This is a genomic window from Stenotrophomonas daejeonensis (genome assembly GCF_001431505.1).
Classification (GTDB): Bacteria; Pseudomonadota; Gammaproteobacteria; order Xanthomonadales; family Xanthomonadaceae; genus Stenotrophomonas; species Stenotrophomonas daejeonensis.
This window is the reverse complement of record NZ_LDJP01000032.1, coordinates 1-17892: the sequence shown is the minus strand read 5'-3', so window position 1 is coordinate 17892 and position 17892 is coordinate 1. Positions and strand designations below refer to the sequence as shown.

Annotated in this window: 18 protein-coding genes; 5 read left to right on the top strand and 13 right to left on the bottom strand. The window is 66.1% G+C overall.

Annotation, left to right across the window (positions count from 1 at the left end; all coding sequences use genetic code 11):
• Positions 1–5: 5 nt before the first annotated feature.
• Positions 6–656 carry a ubiquinone biosynthesis accessory factor UbiJ gene (locus tag ABB34_RS06010; protein WP_057640346.1) on the bottom strand — a complete coding sequence of 217 codons (651 nt, stop codon included), beginning with the start codon at positions 654–656 and terminating at the stop codon, positions 6–8.
• 195 nt (positions 657–851) lie between these two features.
• Here ABB34_RS06010 and ddlA point away from each other — a divergent pair, with 195 nt between their 5' ends.
• On the top strand, positions 852–1955 hold the full coding sequence (gene ddlA / locus ABB34_RS06005; protein ID WP_057640345.1) for a D-alanine--D-alanine ligase: 1104 nt from the start codon (positions 852–854) through the stop codon (positions 1953–1955).
• A gap of 233 nt (positions 1956–2188) precedes the next feature.
• Here the strand turns inward: ddlA and ABB34_RS14805 are convergent, their stop codons facing one another.
• The 4 genes from ABB34_RS14805 to oleC all read right to left on the bottom strand — a co-directional run bounded on the left by ABB34_RS14805 (position 2189) and on the right by oleC (position 5688).
• Positions 2189–2344 carry a DUF1328 domain-containing protein gene (locus ABB34_RS14805; RefSeq protein ID WP_083490082.1) on the bottom strand — a complete coding sequence of 52 codons (156 nt, stop codon included), beginning with the start codon at positions 2342–2344 and terminating at the stop codon, positions 2189–2191.
• 97 nt (positions 2345–2441) lie between these two features.
• Entirely contained in the window at positions 2442–3428 is a 987-nt protein-coding gene (gene oleD, locus ABB34_RS06000; RefSeq protein WP_057640344.1) for a 2-alkyl-3-oxoalkanoate reductase, read from the bottom strand.
• A 28-nt stretch (positions 3429–3456) separates the two neighbouring features.
• Positions 3457–3885 (bottom strand): endonuclease domain-containing protein, encoded by a 429-nt coding sequence (locus ABB34_RS05995; protein WP_083490081.1) that lies wholly within the window; start codon positions 3883–3885, stop codon positions 3457–3459.
• Positions 3886–4047: 162 nt separating this feature from the next.
• Positions 4048–5688 carry an olefin beta-lactone synthetase gene (oleC, locus tag ABB34_RS05990; protein WP_057640343.1) on the bottom strand — a complete coding sequence of 547 codons (1641 nt, stop codon included), beginning with the start codon at positions 5686–5688 and terminating at the stop codon, positions 4048–4050.
• Between the two features lie 101 nt (positions 5689–5789).
• On the opposite strand from oleC, the gene ABB34_RS05985 reads away from it, so the two are divergent.
• Positions 5790–6221, top strand: coding sequence for a YkgJ family cysteine cluster protein (locus ABB34_RS05985; protein WP_057640342.1), 432 nt, complete (start codon positions 5790–5792; stop codon positions 6219–6221).
• Between the two features lie 88 nt (positions 6222–6309).
• On the opposite strand, the gene ABB34_RS05980 is transcribed toward ABB34_RS05985, so the two are convergent.
• The gene (locus ABB34_RS05980) at positions 6310–7200 is read right to left on the bottom strand and encodes an alpha/beta fold hydrolase (protein ID WP_057640341.1); all 891 of its coding nucleotides are present in this window, start codon (positions 7198–7200) and stop codon (positions 6310–6312) included.
• Positions 7201–7309: 109 nt separating this feature from the next.
• Between ABB34_RS05980 and ABB34_RS05975 the strand changes: the two genes are divergently transcribed.
• The 3 genes from ABB34_RS05975 (at position 7310) to ABB34_RS05965 (ending at position 8680) form a co-directional block, all read left to right on the top strand.
• Positions 7310–7900, top strand: coding sequence for a uracil-DNA glycosylase family protein (locus ABB34_RS05975; protein ID WP_338062546.1), 591 nt, complete (start codon positions 7310–7312; stop codon positions 7898–7900).
• A 118-nt stretch (positions 7901–8018) separates the two neighbouring features.
• The gene (locus tag ABB34_RS05970) at positions 8019–8363 is read left to right on the top strand and encodes a type II toxin-antitoxin system RelE/ParE family toxin (RefSeq protein WP_057640339.1); all 345 of its coding nucleotides are present in this window, start codon (positions 8019–8021) and stop codon (positions 8361–8363) included.
• Positions 8360–8680, top strand: coding sequence for a helix-turn-helix domain-containing protein (locus ABB34_RS05965; protein WP_057640338.1), 321 nt, complete (start codon positions 8360–8362; stop codon positions 8678–8680). Before ABB34_RS05970 ends, ABB34_RS05965 begins: the two co-directional genes overlap by 4 nt.
• A 26-nt stretch (positions 8681–8706) precedes the next feature.
• On the opposite strand, the gene hsdR is transcribed toward ABB34_RS05965, so the two are convergent.
• The 7 genes from hsdR to ABB34_RS05930 all read right to left on the bottom strand — a co-directional run bounded on the left by hsdR (position 8707) and on the right by ABB34_RS05930 (position 17753).
• Positions 8707–11025 carry an EcoAI/FtnUII family type I restriction enzme subunit R gene (gene hsdR, locus ABB34_RS05960; RefSeq protein ID WP_057640337.1) on the bottom strand — a complete coding sequence of 773 codons (2319 nt, stop codon included), beginning with the start codon at positions 11023–11025 and terminating at the stop codon, positions 8707–8709.
• 124 nt (positions 11026–11149) lie between these two features.
• Positions 11150–12151: an Abi family protein gene (locus ABB34_RS05955; RefSeq protein ID WP_211258173.1), complete on the bottom strand. Its 1002-nt coding sequence runs from the start codon at positions 12149–12151 to the stop codon at positions 11150–11152.
• Positions 12152–12160: 9 nt separating this feature from the next.
• A complete protein-coding gene (locus ABB34_RS15395; RefSeq protein WP_211258172.1) occupies positions 12161–13357 on the bottom strand; it encodes a restriction endonuclease subunit S in 1197 nt (398 codons plus the stop codon).
• Positions 13358–13368: 11 nt separating this feature from the next.
• Positions 13369–14817 (bottom strand): class I SAM-dependent DNA methyltransferase, encoded by a 1449-nt coding sequence (locus tag ABB34_RS05945; protein WP_057640335.1) that lies wholly within the window; start codon positions 14815–14817, stop codon positions 13369–13371.
• Positions 14818–14843: 26 nt separating this feature from the next.
• Positions 14844–16013 carry a Fic family protein gene (locus ABB34_RS05940; protein ID WP_211258171.1) on the bottom strand — a complete coding sequence of 390 codons (1170 nt, stop codon included), beginning with the start codon at positions 16011–16013 and terminating at the stop codon, positions 14844–14846.
• A gap of 184 nt (positions 16014–16197) precedes the next feature.
• Positions 16198–17214, bottom strand: coding sequence for a 3-oxoacyl-ACP synthase III (locus ABB34_RS05935; RefSeq protein ID WP_057640333.1), 1017 nt, complete (start codon positions 17212–17214; stop codon positions 16198–16200).
• A gap of 218 nt (positions 17215–17432) precedes the next feature.
• Positions 17433–17753, bottom strand: a complete 321-nt coding sequence (locus tag ABB34_RS05930; RefSeq protein ID WP_057640332.1) for a DUF4156 domain-containing protein — start codon at positions 17751–17753, stop codon at positions 17433–17435.
• Positions 17754–17892 lie beyond the last annotated feature (139 nt).

Here is a 17892-nt window from a genome sequence, read left to right as displayed (position 1 = left end):
CGCCTTCATGCCCGCGCCCCGCTGCGCTGGCGCAGCCGCGCCACCCGCGCGGCCAGCCGCTCCACGTCGTCACGGACCACGTCCACGTCGTCGTGGAAGGCCTCCAGTTCGGCGCGCGGCACCACGTCGCGCGATTCCTCGGTGACGTATTCGGCCGCTGTGCGCGCCAGGTCCTTCGCGCCGCGGCCGGCCTGCGCCAGCGCCGTGCGCAGGGCCTGCGCCACCTGCACGCCCAGCACCTCGCCGAACACGCCGACGAACGGCTGCTGCCAGTCCGGGTCGAAGCGCGTGGCCAGCTGCTGCAGGCGCCGCGCCAGTTCGGCATCGCCGGACACCTTCACCCGCCCGCCCGGCGCATGGCCGGCGCGGCGCGCATTGGCCATGAACGGCAGCTGCGCCAGCACCCCGCCGAGGGTGCTGCGCACCGCCAGATCCGGCTCGCGCGCGGCGTCCACCGGGCCCACCGTCAGCCGCTGCCCGTCCACGCCGACCTGCATCGCCAGCGGCGGCGATTCCAGGGTCAGGGCGATGCACTGGCCGTCCAGCGGGGCCAGCGCGGCGCGGGTATCCGGGTCCAGCGCCAGCGCGTGGTTCAGCGCCCTTTCCAGCGCGCGGCCGGCCAGCGGCTTGATGAAATCGAGAGGGGAGGCAGACATGGGCGGCATTCTACCGAAGCGGGGAACGGGGAATGACGGGTTTCCGTTTGCCGGAGGTTGCCGTGCAGCCGGGCAAGCGGGTGAACGCACGGGGTGCCCGGCAAACCCGCATTCCCCGTTCCCTGTTCCCCATTCCCGGCCGTTCCCCCATGCTATGCGCACCCGCATCAGCGCAATCGGCAGGAGCAACAGGCAATGGGCAAGACCCGGGTGGGCATCATCTTCGGCGGTCGTTCGGCCGAGCACGAGGTCTCGCTGCAATCGGCGAAGAACATCCTCGACGCACTGGACAAGCAGCGCTTCGACGTCAGCCTGATCGGCATCGACAAGCAGGGCCACTGGCACGTCAGCGACCCGCAGCAGTTCCTGCTCAACGCCGAGGACCCGGCGCGCATCGCGCTGAACCGCTCCGGCAACGCGGTGGCGGTGCTGCCCGGCCGCGAGCAGGCGCAACTGGTGCCTTCCGACCCGGCCACGGCGCTGGCGCAGATCGACGTGGTGTTCCCGATCGTGCACGGCACCCTCGGCGAGGACGGCTCGCTGCAGGGCCTGCTGCGCATGGCCAACCTGCCGTTCGTCGGCTCCGGCGTGCTCGGCTCGGCGGTGGCGATGGACAAGGACGTGGCCAAGCGCCTGCTGCGCGACGCCGGGCTGCCGGTGGCGCCGTGCGTGTGCTTCAACCGCTCCAGCGCGGCCGCGGCCGACTATGACGCGCTGGTGGCGGAGCTGGGTACGCCGCTGTTCGTCAAGCCGGCCAACCAAGGCTCCTCGGTGGGCGTGAGCAAGGTGCGCGATGCCGGCGAGTTCCACGCGGCGATGGCATTGGCGCTGTCCTTCGACCACAAGGTGCTGGTGGAGTCGGCTATTGCCGGGCGCGAGATCGAGTGCGCCGTGCTGGGCAACGACCACCCCGAGGCCAGCGTCTGCGGCGAGGTGGTGGTGCACGACGACTTCTATGCCTACGACACCAAGTACATCAGCGCCAACGGCGCCGAGACGGTGATCCCGGCCGATATTCCTGCCGAAGCGCAGGAGCGCATCCGCGCCATCGCCATCCGTGCCTACCAGGCGCTGGACTGCGCCGGCATGGCGCGGGTGGACGTGTTCCTCACCCCCTCCGGCGAAGTGGTCATCAACGAGATCAACACCCTGCCCGGCTTCACCCGCATCAGCATGTATCCCAAGCTGTGGGGCGCCAGCGGGCTGGACTACACGTCGCTGATCACGCGCCTGGTCGAACTGGCGCTGGAGCGCCACGCCGCCGACAAGGCATTGCGCAGTTCGATCACCCCGGCCTGAGTTTTCGAGCCCCTCTCCCATCGGGGCGATGCCGCACGGCTTGCGCGCCATTGGCGCGTGTGCGGTTGAGCGCCCACGCCGCTGGCGTGGGCCGGGGCGCGGAGCGGGGATTGGGGTGAGGGGCAATGGTGTCCCGATGGCTCAAACATCATGGACTCCGATCACCCCTAATCCGCCCCTTCGGGGCACCTTCTCCCGCTGGGAGAAGGAGCATCAAAAACTTTGCAAAGCAGTCAGGTTTTCTTGCGGAACAGCGAGATCACCGCAAGGATCAGGAACACGACGAACAGGATCCAGGCGATGTTGCTGGCCGCGCCGGCAATGCCGGAAAAACCCAGCAGGCCGGCAATGATGGCGATGACGAAGAACACGACGGCGTAATGGAGCATGGCGATGTCCCGGTTGCAGAATCAGGGCTCCATGCTCGGCAATTCGCGGTGGTGGCACGGTGACGGAAACGTGATCGCCGCATGATGGTCGCCACGCTCAGCACGCCGCGGCCAGCCGCCGCAGCCCTTCGGCGATCGATACCCGCGGCACGTAGCCGAAATCGCGCCGCGCCGGCTCCATCGAGTACCAGTGCGGCGTGCACAACTGCTCGGCGAGGAAGCGCGTCATCGGCGGCTCGCCGCGCAGGCGCAGCAGCGGCCAGGCCTTCTCGCAGACCGCGCCGATGCGGTAGGCGGCCTTGAAGCCGATCGACTTGTCCACCGCCGGTGCGCCCACCGCGGCCAGCAGCTTGTTGAGCAGCTCGCGCATCGGCAGCGGTTCGCCGTTGGAGATGAAGTAGGCCTTGCCGGCGCAGGCCGCGCCCGGCGCCAGATGGTCGAAGGCGTCGAAATGCGCCTGCGCGGCGTTGTCGATGTAGGTGGTGTCCACCTTGTTCAGGCCGTCGCCGACGAAGCGCAGGCGGCCCTGTCGGGCGCGTTCGGCCAGCCGCGGCACCAGTTGCTGGTCGCCCGGCCCCCAGATCAGCCGCGGGCGCAGCGCCACCGTCGCCAGCTGCGGGCCGTTGGCGGCCAGCACTTCCTGCTCGGCGATGGCCTTGGTCGCGGCATACGGCGCCTGGAAGTCCTCGCCATACGGCACCTCGTCCGCGCCCAGCCCTTCGACCGGATGCGTCGCGCGGTGGGTCACGCTGGGCGTGGAGGTGTAGACCAGCTTGCCGATGCCATGCGCACGGCAGGCTTCCAGCACGTTGCGGGTACCGGCCACGTTGGCGTCGAAATAGCTGTCGTAGCTGCCCCATGCGCCGGCCTTGGCGGCATTGTGGAACACCGCGTCGACGCCAGCGGCGGCATGGTGCACTGCGTTGGCGTCGGCCAGGTCGCCGCGGATCTGGCCCACGCCCAGCGCGGCCAGCGCCGGATAGTGGCCGCGGTTGAAGCTCGACACTTCATGACCGCGTTCGACCAGGCCGCGGCACAGCGCTTGGCCAAGGAAACCACCGCCGCCGGTAACAAGAATCTTCATTCGCTTTTGCTGTCCTGTTGCTTTGAAGCTACCCCTCCCCAGCCCTCCTCTGCGAGGCCGAAGCATTGCGCCCCCTCCCTTTCGCCGCAGGCGAGGGGGAGGGTTGGGGAGGGGTGCCGTTGCCCTGCTCGATCGCACGCAGGATATCCTCCAGCACCGCCGCCGTCCTCACCAGCGCGTCGTCGTTCCAGTAGCGCAGCACCCGGTAGCCATGTGCTTGCAGCATTTCGGTACGCCGCGCGTCGTAGGCGGCATGTTCCGTGTGTTGGCCACCATCCAGCTCGATCACCAGTTTCAGGGCCGGGCAGGCGAAATCGGCGATGTAACCGGCCAATGGCATCTGCCTGCGGAAACGATGACCAGCGAGGAGGTGATTGCGCAGGTGCTGCCACAAATGACGCTCGGCGCCGATGGCGTTGTTGCGCAGATGCCGGGCACGGCGGCGGAGTTCGTCCATGACTGTTTTTTCTGTTGGGAAGCACAAAAGCTACCCCTCCCCAACCCTCCCCTTCGCCTGCGGCGAAAGGGAGGGAGCAAAGCTGACAGCTCGCAGCGAACTGCTCTTACCTCCTCCCTTGCGCGCAGCGCAGGGGAGGGCTGGGAAGGGGTGCTTTGGGCTTTACACCAAACCCGCAGCCCAGACCGCCAGCTTCTCGCGCCCGATCTTGGCATTGTGGCGAATGTCCACCGGGAACGCCGGATGCCGCAGGAAGTGGCCGATGCCGGCCAGCTTCGGGTGGCTGGCCGCCAGCGCGCGAAGCTGCGGCTCGACCACGGCTACATCGGCGCTGGGCAGCAGTTCATAGCACAGCACCGGCAGCTGCCCGCCCAGCTCGCCCACGCCTACCAGCGCGGTGCGGCGCACGCCCGGCACGGTATTGAACACCGGCTCGGCCTGCTCGGTGTACAGCGGCCCGGCGGCGGTTTCCACGCGCTGGGTCTTGCGCCCGCAGAACCACAACCGGCCCTGTTCATCGAACCAGCCGACGTCGCCCATGCGGTGCACGATGCGCTCGCCGCCATCGGCCAGCCCCTCGCGGATCTTCGCCGCGGCGGTGGCCTGCGGGCGGTTGTAGTAACTGTCGGTGGCGGTGGGGCCGGCCACGGTGATCTCGCCGACCTCGCCCGCCGGCAGTTCGCGCACGCCGCTCCAGTCGGGGATCGGCGCATCGTCGATGGCGATGATGCGCACCACGTTCGGCGCCACCACGCGGCCGACGCAGGTGCCGGCGCCGGCCTCCGTCGCCTCGCGGGTGGCTTGCAGCTCGCGGCCTTCGATCACCGCCACCGGCAGGCATTCGGTGGCGCCGTAGGGCGTCCAGAACTGCGCGTGTTCGGGCAGCAGTTCGCGCATCTTCGCCACGGTCTGCGGCGGCACCGGTGCGCCGGCCGAGGTCACGCGGGTCACGCCCGGCAGCGGTTGGCCGTGTTCGGCCAGCACCCGCATCAGCGCCGGCGAGCCGAACAACTGGGTCACGCCGAAGCGGATGATGGCATCGTGCAGCTTGCGCGGGTCGGCGCTGCCCGGTCGGGTCGGGTCCATATCGGGAATGACCGAAGTCAGCCCCAGCGCGGGATCGAACAGCGCGAACGGCGGGAAGGTCGGCAGATCGACACCGCCGGCCTGCATGCCGAAGGCATTGCGCAGCAGTTCCACCTGGCCGACGAAATGGCGGTGGCGGTAGACCACACCCTTGGGCACGCCGGTGGAGCCGCTGGTGAACAGGATGGCGGCCATGTCGTCGGGCGCGGTATCGGCCAGTTGAGAGCCGGCGCCGGCACCAGCCGCCTCGACCCTCGCCAGCGTGGTGCCACCCCAGCCCCAGCGCGTGCCGACGGTAACCAGCCGCGTGGCCGATTTCGCCCAGCCCAGCAGCAGCCGCGCCACGTGCGCCAGCGGGATGCCGACGAAGGCTTGTGGCTGCGCTTCGTCCAGGCACTGGCGCAACGCGCGCCTGTCGATGCCCGGATCGACCAGCACCGGCACCGCGCCGCTCTTGAACAGCGCGAACATCAGCAGGAAGAACGCCGGCCCGGGCCGCACCATCACCACCGTGCGCACGCCGCGGCCGATGCCGTGGGCGGCCAGCCCGGCAGCGATGGCGTCGCTGCGCGCATTCAGGGTGCGGTAGTCGAGGGTGACGTCGTAGGCGGCCATGCCGCCGGCACCGGGCTTGCCGGGGCAGCGGATGGCGATTTGCCCGGGGCGTTCGCGCGCCAGCTCGGGCAGACGCGCGGCGATGTTGCAGGGTTCGTTCATCTTCCTATTGTCGCCGCTGCGGAAACTTCTTGCGCGCGGCCCGGTGGCGTGGAAAATTTCCCGCCCGCCTCTTTCCAGCAGCCGCCCGAAGGCCGGCACCCATGCCCCATCCCTGCCTGACCTGCGGTGCCTGCTGCACCCAATACCGCGTCGCCTTCCACTGGATGGAATCGGACGAGGTCACCGAAGGCGGCGTGCCGCACCAGCTGACCGAGCGGCTGGACGCGCACCGGCTGTGCATGCGCGGCACCTATTCCGACCCGATCCGCTGCGTGGCACTGGACTCGGAAATCGGCGTGTATTCGCGTTGCACGATCCATCCGAACCGGCCCAGCGTGTGCCGCGAGGTCGATGCTTCGTGGGAATACGGCAAGGCCAGCTCGCAATGCGACCGCGCGCGCATCGCCCACGGCATGCAACCGCTGACACTGGCCGACTGGCGCTGGCGCGACGAGGCGGACAACGACGACGACCACCCGGACGACAACGGCAACAGCCCATCGTCGCCGCCGAATACCCCGGTCGCCGCATAAGCCTTCCGTAGGAGCGCACCTTGGTGCGCGATGAGGCTCTACCGGTAAAGCCCTATCGCGCACCAAGGTGCGCTCCTACCAAACGCGCTCAACTGATCGGATTGCGCTCCAGGAACGCCCGCACCGCCGGCACGATCACCTCGTGCTTGTCCTCCAGCACGTAGTGGTTGGCGTCCTCGAACGCCATCACCTCGGCCTGCGGCAGCGCCTTGCGGAAGCCGGCGAGGAAGTGGTGATCGAAGCAGATGTCGCGCAGCCCCCACGCGATGAACGCCGGGCGGTCGGCGAACGACGGCAGCGCCGCGGCGGCGCGTTCCAGCAGCGGCCACGCCTTGTCGGCCGGCGACAGCGGGATGTCCTGCATGAAACGGATGGTGGCAATGCGGTTGTCCCAGTTGTCGTAAGGCGCAACGTAGGCGTGGCGCACGGCGGCCGGCATCCGCCGCGACACCCCCAGCCACGAGGCCCCGGCGGAGAACGCATTGAAGGTGCGGATGAACCACTCGCCCGGCTTCCAGTGCCGGCCCATCGCGATCTGCCACGGCATCGGCTTTTCCGCCGGCAGCGGGAACGCGGCGGTATTGGTGATGACCAGCCGCTTGACCTGCGCATGGTGGCCCAGTGCCCAGCCGAAGCCGATCATGCCGCCCCAGTCGTGCACCGCCAGCGTGATCGGGCCGGTGATGCCGAGATGGTCGAGCAGCGCGGTGATGTCGTCCACCCGCGATTGCAGGGTGTAGTCGTAGCGGCTGTCGTCCGGCTTGTCGGACAGGCCCATGCCGATGTGGTCGGGCGCGATGCAGCGGTACTTATCGCTCAGCCCGTTGACCAGATGCCGCCACAAATAGCTCCACGACGGATTGCCATGCAGCATGACGACCACCTCGCCATCGCGCGGGCCCTCGTCGACGTAGTTCATCGACAGGCCGGGACGGACCTCGAAGCGATGGGTGGTGGCGGGGTAACCGGGGAACTGCATCGGGCGGTTTCACGCAATCGCGGACAGGGCGCGCATTGTAGGCCAATGCGCCAGCCGGGCCGGCCGCCACGGATGGCGCACAATGGCGTGCTGCAACGCCGGGACGACCGTGACCGAATCCTTCGACGCCCTGATGGCGCGCGTGCGCGCCTGCCGCCTGTGCGAAACCCACCTGCCGCTGGGCTGCCGGCCCGTGCTGCAAGCCTCGCCGCGCGCTCGCCTGCTGATCGTCAGCCAGGCACCGGGCCGCCGCGTCCATGAAACCGGCATCCCCTTCAACGACCCCAGCGGCGACCGCCTGCGCGACTGGCTGGGGATCGATAAAACCCTCTTCTACGACGCAGAAAGGATCGCCATCGTGCCGATGGGCTTCTGCTTCCCCGGCACCGGCAAGAGCGGCGATCTGCCACCGCGCCCCGTATGCGCCCCCACCTGGCACCCGCAGTTGTTGCCGCGACTGGAACAGCTGCGCCTGACCCTGGCCATCGGCCAGTACGCCCAGGCCGGCCTGCTCGGCAACCGCCGTGGCCGCACCCTCACCGACACGGTGCAGGCCTGGCGCCAGCACCTGCAGCACGGCGTCCTGCCCCTGCCCCACCCCAGCCCGCGCAACCGGCTGTGGCTGGCGCGCAACCCGTGGTTCGAGAGCGAACTGCTGCCGGTGCTGCGGGCGCGGGTGGCAGACGCATTACGCGGTTGAACCACTCAGGCGCAGTACTTCCCTAAGCCGCGCAGGGAAAAGCGCCGATACCGCCCGGCATGACCAGCCGACAGGCTGGAGGCACCTTGCCAAACGTATCTATATTGATACAATCGCCATGCCTCCATTGATCCTCGACGCCCGCTTCTACCGTTCCACCTCCGGCAGGGAGCCGGTACGCGAATGGCTGAAACATGAACTTTCACCGGGCGCGCGGCAGGCCATCGGCGCGGATATCAAGACCGTGCAGGAAGGCTGGCCGCTCGGCATGCCGCTGGTGCGCAAGCTGGACACGCAACTGTGGGAAGTCCGCAGCCGCATCCCCGAAGGCATCGCCCGTGTGCTGTTCACGCTGGCCGGAATGAACAGGGTGCTGCTCCACGGCTTCATCAAGAAATCGGACAAGACGCCAAGGGACGAACTGGAACTGGCGAAGCAACGCAGGAACGAGGTCCACGCATGAACGGGAACACCCACATCGGCTCCAGCTTCGACGACTTCCTCGCCGAAGAAGGCCTGCTGGAAGAAGCCACCGCCATCGCCGCCAAGCGCGTGATCGCATGGCAACTGGCCGAGGCGATGAAACAAGGCGGCGTCAGCAAGACCGAAATGGCCGCGCGCATGCGCACCAGCCGCGCGGCAGTGAACCGGGTGCTGGACGAAAACGACACCGCGCTGACGCTGGACACCCTGAGCCGGGCGGCGGCGGCGGTGGGCTGCACGCTCCGGTTCGAGTTGGTGGCGGGCGACAGTGTTTCTCACGCACTGCCACACGCCTGAGCAACGCTGCACTTGCCCCATCCGCTTCAACGAAACAAGTGCGCCTGTATGCCCACGAAGGCCGAGCGAATCTGTTCCACCGTTCCCAGCATGCGTTTGGCGTCATTGATGCCGCCATAGCGGATGCGCAGGAAGTCCCCGACCTTTCCTGGTGCCAGCTCCGCGATGCCATTGCGTTCGTAGGCACCCAGCACGAAATCGAGGAAGCTGCGCATCTCGCGCTCACAGCCTTCCAGGCCGGTGTCGCGGGCGGCGCGTACGCGCTCGGAACGCGCAAGCGGTGCCAGTTCAAAGCGCACGTAGGCCAATACGTCGAAAATGTCGCTATTGGGTGCGTCGATCAGGCGGCGCATGTCGTCCAGCCGGTCGGCGTCATAGCCCAGGTCGGCCAGCCTTTGCAGAAAGCCTTCACGTCGCTCCGGGTCACTCCATATCGCGCGCAGTTCGTCTTCCGAAACCACCAGTTGGCCGAGGTCACCGAACAGCTTCTGCATGAATTCCTGCGCGGTGATCATGCGGCCATGCCACCAGTAGGTGGTCGCCCCCACGTAATGGATCCGGCGCTCGTTTCCGGCCGAAAGCTTCACCACCACAACCTCGGTTTTCGGCTCCCGCACACCCCCCGGCTCGCCCCCCGTTCCTCCGGCTGGGTCACGCGGCTCGCCCGGCTCGCGGGGGCCGCTCGGTTCCCCCGGCAGCTCCGGCGGCAGCGGCTCGCCATCCCACTCCGGGTCGCTGAAGTGCTCGTAGGCCTTCACGAAATCGTAGATGGTGAAAAAATCCTTGCCATCGAACAGGCGGGTACCGCGGCCGATGATCTGCTTGAACTCGATCATCGAGCGGACCGGGCGCAGCAGCACGATGTTGCGGATGTTCAGCGCATCCACGCCGGTGGACAGCTTCTGCGAGGTGGTCAGGATCGTCGGCAGGGTCTTGCTGTTGTCCTGGAAATCCTCCAGGTGCTTCTCGCCGAGCTTGCCGTCGTCGGCGGTCACGCGCTGGCAATACAGTGGGTCCGGGTTGTCCTTCACCTGGTTGATGAAGTCGCGCACCCGCGCGGCGTGCGCCTGGGTGGCGCAGAACACCAGCGTCTTCTGCCGCTGGTCGATCTGGTCCATGAACTCCTGCACCCTGCTCAGCTCGCGCTGGTCGATGATCAGCCGCGTGTTGAAATCGGCTTCGGTGTATTCCCGCTCCGGGTCGATCTGGCCGGACACCACCTCGTCTTCGTCGGAGAAGCGGTAGGTGTCCAACGTGGAGGCCATCCGCCGCACCTTGAACGGGGTCAGGAAGCCATCGCTGATGCCTTCCTTCAGCGCGTAGGCATAGACCGGCTCGCCGAAGTAGGCGTAGGTGTCGGCGTTGGCGTCGCGCTTGGGCGTGGCGGTCAGGCCCAACTGCACGGCGGGCTTGAAATAGTCGAGGATGCCGCGCCAGGTGCTCTCGTCGCGCGCGCCGCCGCGGTGGCATTCGTCGATGACGATGAAATCGAAGAAGTCCGGCTCGTAACCTTCGAAGGTGAACTCGCCCTCGCCGGTCATGAAGGTCTGGAAGATGGTGAAGAACACGCTGGCGTTGCGTGGAATCTTTCCCTGCCGGCGGATCTCGTCCGGGCTGATCCGGCACAGCGCATCGGCAGGGAACGCGCTGAAAGCATTGAATGCCTGATTGGCCAGAATGTTGCGGTCGGCCAGGAACAGGATGCGCGGGCGGCGCACCGGGTCGCGGCTCAGGTTCCATTTGGCCTGGAACAGCTTCCACGCGACCTGGAATGCCACCGAGGTCTTGCCGGTGCCGGTGGCCAGGGTCAACAGGATGCGCTCGCGCCCTTGGGCAATGGCGTCCAGCACCGCGGTGATGGCGTTGTGCTGGTAGTAGCGCGGTTGCCACTTGCCGCCGCCGGTCTCGAACGGCACCGCGCCGAAGCGCTCGCGCCAGTCGTTGCCGTCGGGGAAACAGCGCAGCCACAACTCCTGCGGCGAAGGGAACGGCAGGGCGATATCGCCTTCGCTGCCGGTGTGCATGTCCACGCCGTACCAGCCGATGCCGTTGGTGGAATAGCCAAAGCGCGCCTTGAGCAGGCCCGCGTACTGCTTGGCCTGGCCCACGCCGACGGTATGCCCCAGCCCGGCGCGCTTGGCCTCGACCACCGCCAGTTGGCGACCGCGATAGCTGAGTACGTAGTCCGCCGACAACGAAGCCGCACGCTGCCCGCCACCGAGGATGCGGCCGGGGGAGATGCTCAACTCGCGCGCGACGTGCGAGCCGGGCACCACGCCCCAGCCTGCATCGCGCAGCACCGGGTCGATGCGGTTGGCGCGGGTGTCGGCTTCTGTCTCGATCATGTTCAGGAATTTAACCGATTGTCGGAACCCGTTACCGGGTTATGGAAATCCATCGTCCCCTCTGTTAGGATCACGCCCAACATGACCCCCGCCTCTTGGCTCCCCGGAGCTTACGCGGGGGTTCTTATTGCCCGTGTCCCGGCAGCCACCATGCCTCCCAGCCCTCCGGAGCGCCCATGTCGGCGATGGACAGCTGCCGTTTCGATACCAGCCGTGGAAACGCCCGCAAATGCGCCGCCATGCGCTCGGGCCAGCCGCTTCCCGGGCATATCACGCCAACCAGATGGCGAACCATTGCCAGTTGGATGAAGGGCTTGGTCAACAAATCCCGCCGTCCCTCGAATGCGCTGCCCCATGACGGCCACGCGGTTGATGGGGGAACCGGATAGCTGACCATGTTCCGGTTCCACACCCGGCTATGGTGGGCCACCAGATTGCGCAGGTAGCTGAGCGAACGCACCCAGCTCGCAAATGCCTTCCAATCGGCGATTCCATAGCGGGCGGCAATGGCCTGCTGGTCGGGCACCTTCATCATTGCCAGCAACTGCGACACCGCGCCGAAGTCCCACACCTCGATGGCGACCCAGATCGGCATGTCCGGGCCGTGCTTTTCGCGGTAGTGCTTGACGAAATCCTCGCGGGAACGCTGCACCAAACCCTGATACTTCTGCTGCCAGGTGGCAAACGCGGTCTGGCCGCTGCGCGCATCCGGCTTGTCGCGGAACCCGGGGTGGAAGTTGGCTTCATGCAGGTGGGCGAAGGTATCGGCCTTGCCGAGCCGGTACGCCACTTCCACCCGCAACGACACCTCGATTCGTTCCAGCGCATCGGCCAGCAGCACGCGCAGGCGGCGGTCGAACAGGTACAGGTTCACCGCGTCGGAGAACGCCGTGTCCGGCATGAAATCGTCCGTCCGCACCGACCGGATCGCGCTCGTTTGCGCATCCTGCTCGTGCCGGAATATCCGGAACGGGTAGCAATACGCACTCAGCCGGTAATAGCCGACCCGCTGCAACCACGCCAGCGCCCATTCCCTGTCCGCCACGGCCATGCCGCGTGCCTCCAGCAGCGCGAGCTGTTCATCGAACGACTTCCATGGGCGGTTGTAGGTGTTGGGATCAGTCATGGAGGAAAGTCACGTCAACTGGCCGGAGAAGGCTTGCTGGAGCAGGGATTGGCGGAGAGCGGCGACTTCTGCCAATTGTCTTTCATATGCTGCGACAAGCATTGAATGGTGCTCCGACAGTGCATCCAACCTCTCTATCACGGCACGTTGCTCTTCAATGGAAGGAACCCGGATGTTGAAACCTTCAAGTTGCGAGCCGCTGACATGAGGAACACCAAGCCCCTTCTGGATGGAGAGCACGTATTTTTCGAAGGCATGGCTCCCGATCCAATAGCCAAGATAACGCGGCAAAAGAGTGGACTTCGTTCGCAGTCTTGCCACTCGCTGCACAAGCAACGAAGGCAGCGCCTTCTCGTCCACGATGGCGTACTTGATGCCTGCACTAACCCATGTACGATCCATTGCAATCAGAACATCACCAAGCGCCAGTTCGTATTTCGAGTAGATGCTTTTCTCGCTTGATGGCCAACGCTTGACACCGGCCCAGCGAAACTCGCCCTGCACAATGTTGTCGCCTCGTATCAGACGGATATCGCCCGGATCATCCGTATAGCCTTTGCTCTTGAATGCGAACCCAGTCAGCAGGTCGACATGAGAACCCAGACCCTCAAGCCGGCCCAGCTTGTCATCGGATAACTCGCTATCTACAACACGAGAGTACAGGCTCAGAGCATCCGCCAGATTGGCCTCGGCATGGGTGCGGGCGCGGTCGAGGACAGCGAAGGCCTGATCGAGTTTCGCCACGATGCGTTTTTGTTCGTCCAGTGGTGGCAACGAAATTGTCACCCCGGACACAAGGTCAATATTAAGATTTCGGACTGTAGATCCCGCAGCACGGCTATCGAATTGTTGAAATACGCTAGGAGAGCTGAGTACGTAGTAGAGATAGCCCTGATCCACCCGCGTGTAATCCGGCTTCAATACAAGCCATCCATCATGAATGCAGCCAGATGTTTTCAGGATGTACGGACGACCAAAGCTCATGGAATTGGATAAGAGGAAGTCCCCCTCCTCAACCCACCGCGAACTCCTGATTCCCTCTGGCTTGATCTTTTCGGCTGTGGATTCGATGTAGCGCCCGCCCTTTTCCGTGTCGCCAATCTTGATCCAATTCACGCCACCCGGACCATCTGTAATGAAGCTCTTGATTGGACGTGGCGACCCGCCTCGGGCAACTTCAGCTATGTCAGAGATCGTTGTTTCCACCCATCCTTCTTTCACAACAACCCCCTCACTTCCTCCAACAACGCCCGCGTTTCCTCATCCCGCGCCAGCATGTCGGCAATGATCTGCTCTGGGCTGCGCAGCGGCGCTTGTTCCGGGGTATGTGGGTTTTTCACGGAAAGATCGCAGGTGGCTGCATCGATCTCCGCCACGTCCAACATCCAGCTTTTCGGCGTATCCGGCTTGCTTTCCTGCAAGGCGACGAACTCGGCCAGGTCGTCGTCATTGAGCGGGTTGGTCTTGCCCAGTGAGCGACCCGGGTCGAGCTGGTAGTACCAGACCTTGCGCGTCGGCGCGCCGCGCTCGAAGAACAACACCACGGTCTTCACGCCCGCGCCCTGAAAGGTGCCCTGCGGGCAGTCGAGCACGGTGTGCAGGTTGCAGGTAGCCAGCAGCTCGCGGCGCAGCTCGACGCTGGCGTTGTCGGTGTTGGACAGGAAGGTGTTCTTGATGACGATGGCGGCGCGGCCGCCGGCCTTGAGCTTGCGGATGAAGTGTTGCAGGAACAGGTAGGCGGTTTCACCGGACTTGATCGGGAAGTTCTGCTGCACCTCCTTGCGCTCGCCGCCGCCGAACGGCGGGTTGGCCAGCACCACGTCGTGCAGGTCTTTCTGCCGGTAGTCGCGCACATTCTCGGACAAGGTGTTGGTGTGGCGGATGTTGGGCGCGTCCACGCCGTGCAGGATCATGTTCATCAGGCCCAGCACGTAGGCCAGCGATTTCTTTTCCTGCCCGTGGAAGGTCCTGCTCTGGAGGGCTTCCCACTCCTGCGCGGAAAGGTCGTCGCGCTTGAGGTATTCATAAGCTTCGCACAGGAAGCCGGCCGAACCGCAGGCGCCGTCGTAGAGGGTTTCGCCGATGACCGGCTTGACCACCCGGATCATCGCGCGGATCAGCGGGCGCGGGGTGTAGTACTCGCCGCCGTTGCGGCCGGCGTTGCCCATGCGCTTGATGCGGGTTTCGTACAGGTCGGAGAGCTCGTGCTTGGACTGGCTGCTGCCGAAATCCAGCGTGTCGATGATGTCCAGTGCGTCGCGCAGCGAATAGCCGGAGCGGAAGCGGTTGTCGATTTCGGCAAATACCTCGCCGATCTTGTATTCGAGGGTATCGGCATCATCGGCGGCTTCGTGGAAGGATTGCAGGTACGGGAACAGCTCGTCGTTGACGAAGCCGATCAGGTCCTTGCCGGTCAGGGCGTTGGCGTCGGGTTTGCCGTCCGCCCCCTTCGGCGCGGCCCAGGTTTTCCACTGGAAAGGGAGGTCGATGACCGGCACGTAGTCGCGCCCTTCCAGTGCGGCCTCGTCGGCCCATTCGCGCTCCATGTCGTCCAGGTATTTGAGGAACAGCAGCCAGGAGGTCTGCTCGGCGTAGTCCAGTTCGGAGGCGAGGCCCTCGTCGTTGCGCATCACACGGTCGAGGGAATTGAAGGCGTTTTCGTACATGGGCTTTCCGTTGGCGGCAGTGAGGGTCACAGCGGCTGTGCACCTTCACTGAGGATGTCGAGGTACTTCTGATAGGCGAATACGCGGTGGCGCTGCTGGCCGGTGAGTTCGTTGACGATTTCCAGTTCTTCCAGCGCGCGCACGGCGGCGCGGATGGTGGGCGGGCTGAGCGCCAGATGCGGGGCAACCTGCGGCACGGTCAGCAGCACCCGGCGGGCGAACTGCTCGAACACCAGGCCGACGTTGCCTGCCCGCTGGCCCAGGGTGGCGATGCGGGCGCGGTCCTCGGCCAGCAGTGCCAGCAGACGCTGGGCGGTATCCACGGCCTGCTGCGCGGTTTCGGCCACGCCATCGAGGAAGAAGCCCAGCCAACCTTCCCAGTCACCGTGCACCCGCACGGCATTGAGCCGGTCGTAGTAGTCGGCGCGGCGGCGCTTGAAGTACAGGCTCAGGTACAAGCTCGGATCGCGCAGCACGCCCTCGTTGCACAGGATCAGGGCAATCAGCAGGCGGCCCAGACGGCCGTTGCCGTCGCTGAAGGGATGGATGGTTTCGAACTGGACATGGGCCAGCGCGGCCTTCACCAGAGGCGGCATGCGACCGGAAGGCTGGTGCAGGAATCGCTCCAACGCCGCCAATGCGTCGGGCAGCGCTTCGGGCGGTGGCGGCACGAAGTGGGCCAGTGCAGGCGAGGAGCCGCCGATCCAGACCTGGCCCTTGCGGAACTCGCCCGGTTGCCTGGTCGCCCCGCGACCGCCCTGCAGCAGCAGTGCATGCATCTCCCGGATCAGGCGCAGCGACAGCGGGAAACCATCCTCGCGCAGCCGGCGCAGGCCGTGGTTGAGGGCGGCGACATAGTTGGAGACTTCCTCCACGTCGTCGATGGGTACGCCGGGAGCGGCATCGACCTCGAACAGCAGCAGGTCCGACAGGGACGACTGGGTGCCCTCGATCTGCGAGGACAGCAATGCTTCCTTGCGGACGTACTGGTACAGGAACAGCTCCGGGTCGGGCAGCATCATGGTGATGCCATCCAGCCGCCCCAGGGCCTGGTCGGCACGCTCCTTGCGCGCTATCAGCTCGCCTGCCGACAAATCCAGACCCGGCTCGGGAGGCAGAGGATCGGGGATGAAGGCCTGATAACGGCTGCCGGCCAGTGAACCGGCAACGTAACGCCCTGTGATCCTGTCAGGCATGTCACTTTCCTTGCAGCAAGGCCAGCCCATTACAAGGAAATATTTTTACCACTTTTTTTCCTTGTGGTGAAATCATGTTCAAACAAGGAAAGACTTCCATGCATGCTTGATGTCGCCCAACGCAAAACGCCCGCAGTTAGTGGCTGCGGGCGCTTGAGGATTTTGCCGGGAAGAGCTGGAGCGCTTACCAGACCACCTCGGCCATCGTGCAGTTCAGGCCCGAACCAATCCCCATCAGCGCGACGCGGTCGCCCTTCTTGAGCTTGCCGAGCTGGCGCAGCTTGCTCAGCACGATCGGCACCGAGGCCGGGCCGATGTTGCCGTGCTCGCCGAAGATGGTCATCACCTTCTTCGGGTCGATGCCGAAGGCCTTGATGAAGGCGTTGGTGTGCGGCTGGCTGACCTGGTGGATGACGAACTGGTCGATCTCGTCCACCGCCCAGCCCAGCGCCTGGCGGGTGGCCTCGAAGGTCTTGGTCGCCAGCTTGATGCCTTCGATCAGCAGCAGCCGGGTGTCGGTGACCATGCGGTCGAGGTTGCCCACGCACAGCTTGTTCCACTGGTTGGCCGCGCGGGTCACGCCGCCGCGGTAGCGCGGGGCCTCGGGTACCAGCTCCGAGCGCGCCAGCACCATCGCCGCGGCGCCGGAGCCGGTGGTCAGCGCGGCGAACTCGTCGCGCAGCTGCTGCGCGGTAACGTCCGGGGCCATCATGCGCTCCAGGGTCTTTTCGTAGACGAGGTTGGAGCTTTCGCCATCGACGATCAGCGCGTAGTCGATGTCGCCGCGCTCGAGCATGCGCGCGGCCACGTCCATGCCGTTGATGAAGGCCAGGCAGGCGTTGGCGATGTCGAAGGTGACGCAGTCGTCGCCGATGCCGAGGTTGCCCGAGACGATGGAGGCGGTGGACGGCTCCAGGTAGTCGCGGCTGACCGAAGTGTTGACCAGCAGGCCGATGCGCTCGGCGGCGACGCCGGCGTCTTCCAGCGCCTTGCGCCCGGCCAGGGTGGCCGCGTCGGAGGCCTGCATGCCTTGGTCCCACAGGCGGCGGGCGTGGATGCCCGCGATGTCGCCCAGCATGTCGGCGCGGATCCCCAGGCGGTCCAGCGTGGGCTGCAGCCGCTCGGTGATTTCCTTGGAGGTCAGCGTGTGCGGCGCATCGATGTGCGCCAGTCCCGCGATCGAGACATTCTGGAAGTGCATGGAAGACGCCAGGACTCAGGCGAAGGGGGCGTTATTCTACCGGCTGGCGCCTTTTGACGCATCTTTAACGATTCGCCACCCGAGCGTATGGATGGATGCCGGGGCCCCGGTGCGATGCGCACGATTTTCGTAGGTGCCGGGCTCGCCCGGCACGGGGACTTTTCCAGGCAAGGTACCGTGCGGGGCAAGCCCCGCACCTACGAGAGGAAGATGTCTCGTCAGCGCGGCGGGCATTGCCAGGCGCTGTAGCGCTGGCTGCCGTCGGCCGGCGGGGCCAGTGCCTGGACGGCGTTGGCGCCGGCGCTGGGCGCCTCGTTGCGGGCCAGCGTCTCCAGCTCTTCCTGCACCCGCAGCGGGTTGCGGTTGTAGAAGCCGACCTTGTTCTTGACCGTCACCACGATCTCGCCCTTGGCCACGCATCCCGGCGCCACCGGGCCGGCCGGCAGCACGCGCACGGCCTTGCCGCCGGCTTCGATCGGCACCCAGGTGCAGGCGGCGGTGCCGGCGAGCAGGGCGGCGGACAGGATCAGGATGCGCATGGGCAGGAGCCTTGTGGGGATCGGGATGGATTGTGCCTTGGATCAATGAATAGCGGGTGATTCGCTGGCCGGCGTGGCTGCGCGCGTCGTGCCACCGACTCCGCCAGCCCTCTCCCCAGCCCCCGCTCCGCGCCCCGGC

Excerpts from the sequence above, each read along its gene's own strand:
- ABB34_RS06010 (WP_057640346.1), bottom strand. The coding sequence starts at position 656 with ATGTCTGCCTCCCCTCTCGATTTCATCAAGCCGCTGGCCGGCCGCGCG.
- ddlA (WP_057640345.1), top strand. The coding sequence starts at position 852 with ATGGGCAAGACCCGGGTGGGCATCATCTTCGGCGGTCGTTCGGCCGAG.
- ABB34_RS14805 (WP_083490082.1), bottom strand. The coding sequence starts at position 2,344 with ATGCTCCATTACGCCGTCGTGTTCTTCGTCATCGCCATCATTGCCGGC.
- oleD (WP_057640344.1), bottom strand. The coding sequence starts at position 3,428 with ATGAAGATTCTTGTTACCGGCGGCGGTGGTTTCCTTGGCCAAGCGCTG.
- ABB34_RS05995 (WP_083490081.1), bottom strand. The coding sequence starts at position 3,885 with ATGGACGAACTCCGCCGCCGTGCCCGGCATCTGCGCAACAACGCCATC.
- oleC (WP_057640343.1), bottom strand. The coding sequence starts at position 5,688 with ATGAACGAACCCTGCAACATCGCCGCGCGTCTGCCCGAGCTGGCGCGC.
- ABB34_RS05985 (WP_057640342.1), top strand. The coding sequence starts at position 5,790 with ATGCCCCATCCCTGCCTGACCTGCGGTGCCTGCTGCACCCAATACCGC.
- ABB34_RS05980 (WP_057640341.1), bottom strand. The coding sequence starts at position 7,200 with ATGCAGTTCCCCGGTTACCCCGCCACCACCCATCGCTTCGAGGTCCGT.
- ABB34_RS05970 (WP_057640339.1), top strand. The coding sequence starts at position 8,019 with ATGCCTCCATTGATCCTCGACGCCCGCTTCTACCGTTCCACCTCCGGC.
- ABB34_RS05965 (WP_057640338.1), top strand. The coding sequence starts at position 8,360 with ATGAACGGGAACACCCACATCGGCTCCAGCTTCGACGACTTCCTCGCC.
- hsdR (WP_057640337.1), bottom strand. The coding sequence starts at position 11,025 with ATGATCGAGACAGAAGCCGACACCCGCGCCAACCGCATCGACCCGGTG.
- ABB34_RS05955 (WP_211258173.1), bottom strand. The coding sequence starts at position 12,151 with ATGACTGATCCCAACACCTACAACCGCCCATGGAAGTCGTTCGATGAA.
- ABB34_RS05945 (WP_057640335.1), bottom strand. The coding sequence starts at position 14,817 with ATGTACGAAAACGCCTTCAATTCCCTCGACCGTGTGATGCGCAACGAC.
- ABB34_RS05940 (WP_211258171.1), bottom strand. The coding sequence starts at position 16,013 with ATGCCTGACAGGATCACAGGGCGTTACGTTGCCGGTTCACTGGCCGGC.
- ABB34_RS05935 (WP_057640333.1), bottom strand. The coding sequence starts at position 17,214 with ATGCACTTCCAGAATGTCTCGATCGCGGGACTGGCGCACATCGATGCG.
- ABB34_RS05930 (WP_057640332.1), bottom strand. The coding sequence starts at position 17,753 with ATGCGCATCCTGATCCTGTCCGCCGCCCTGCTCGCCGGCACCGCCGCC.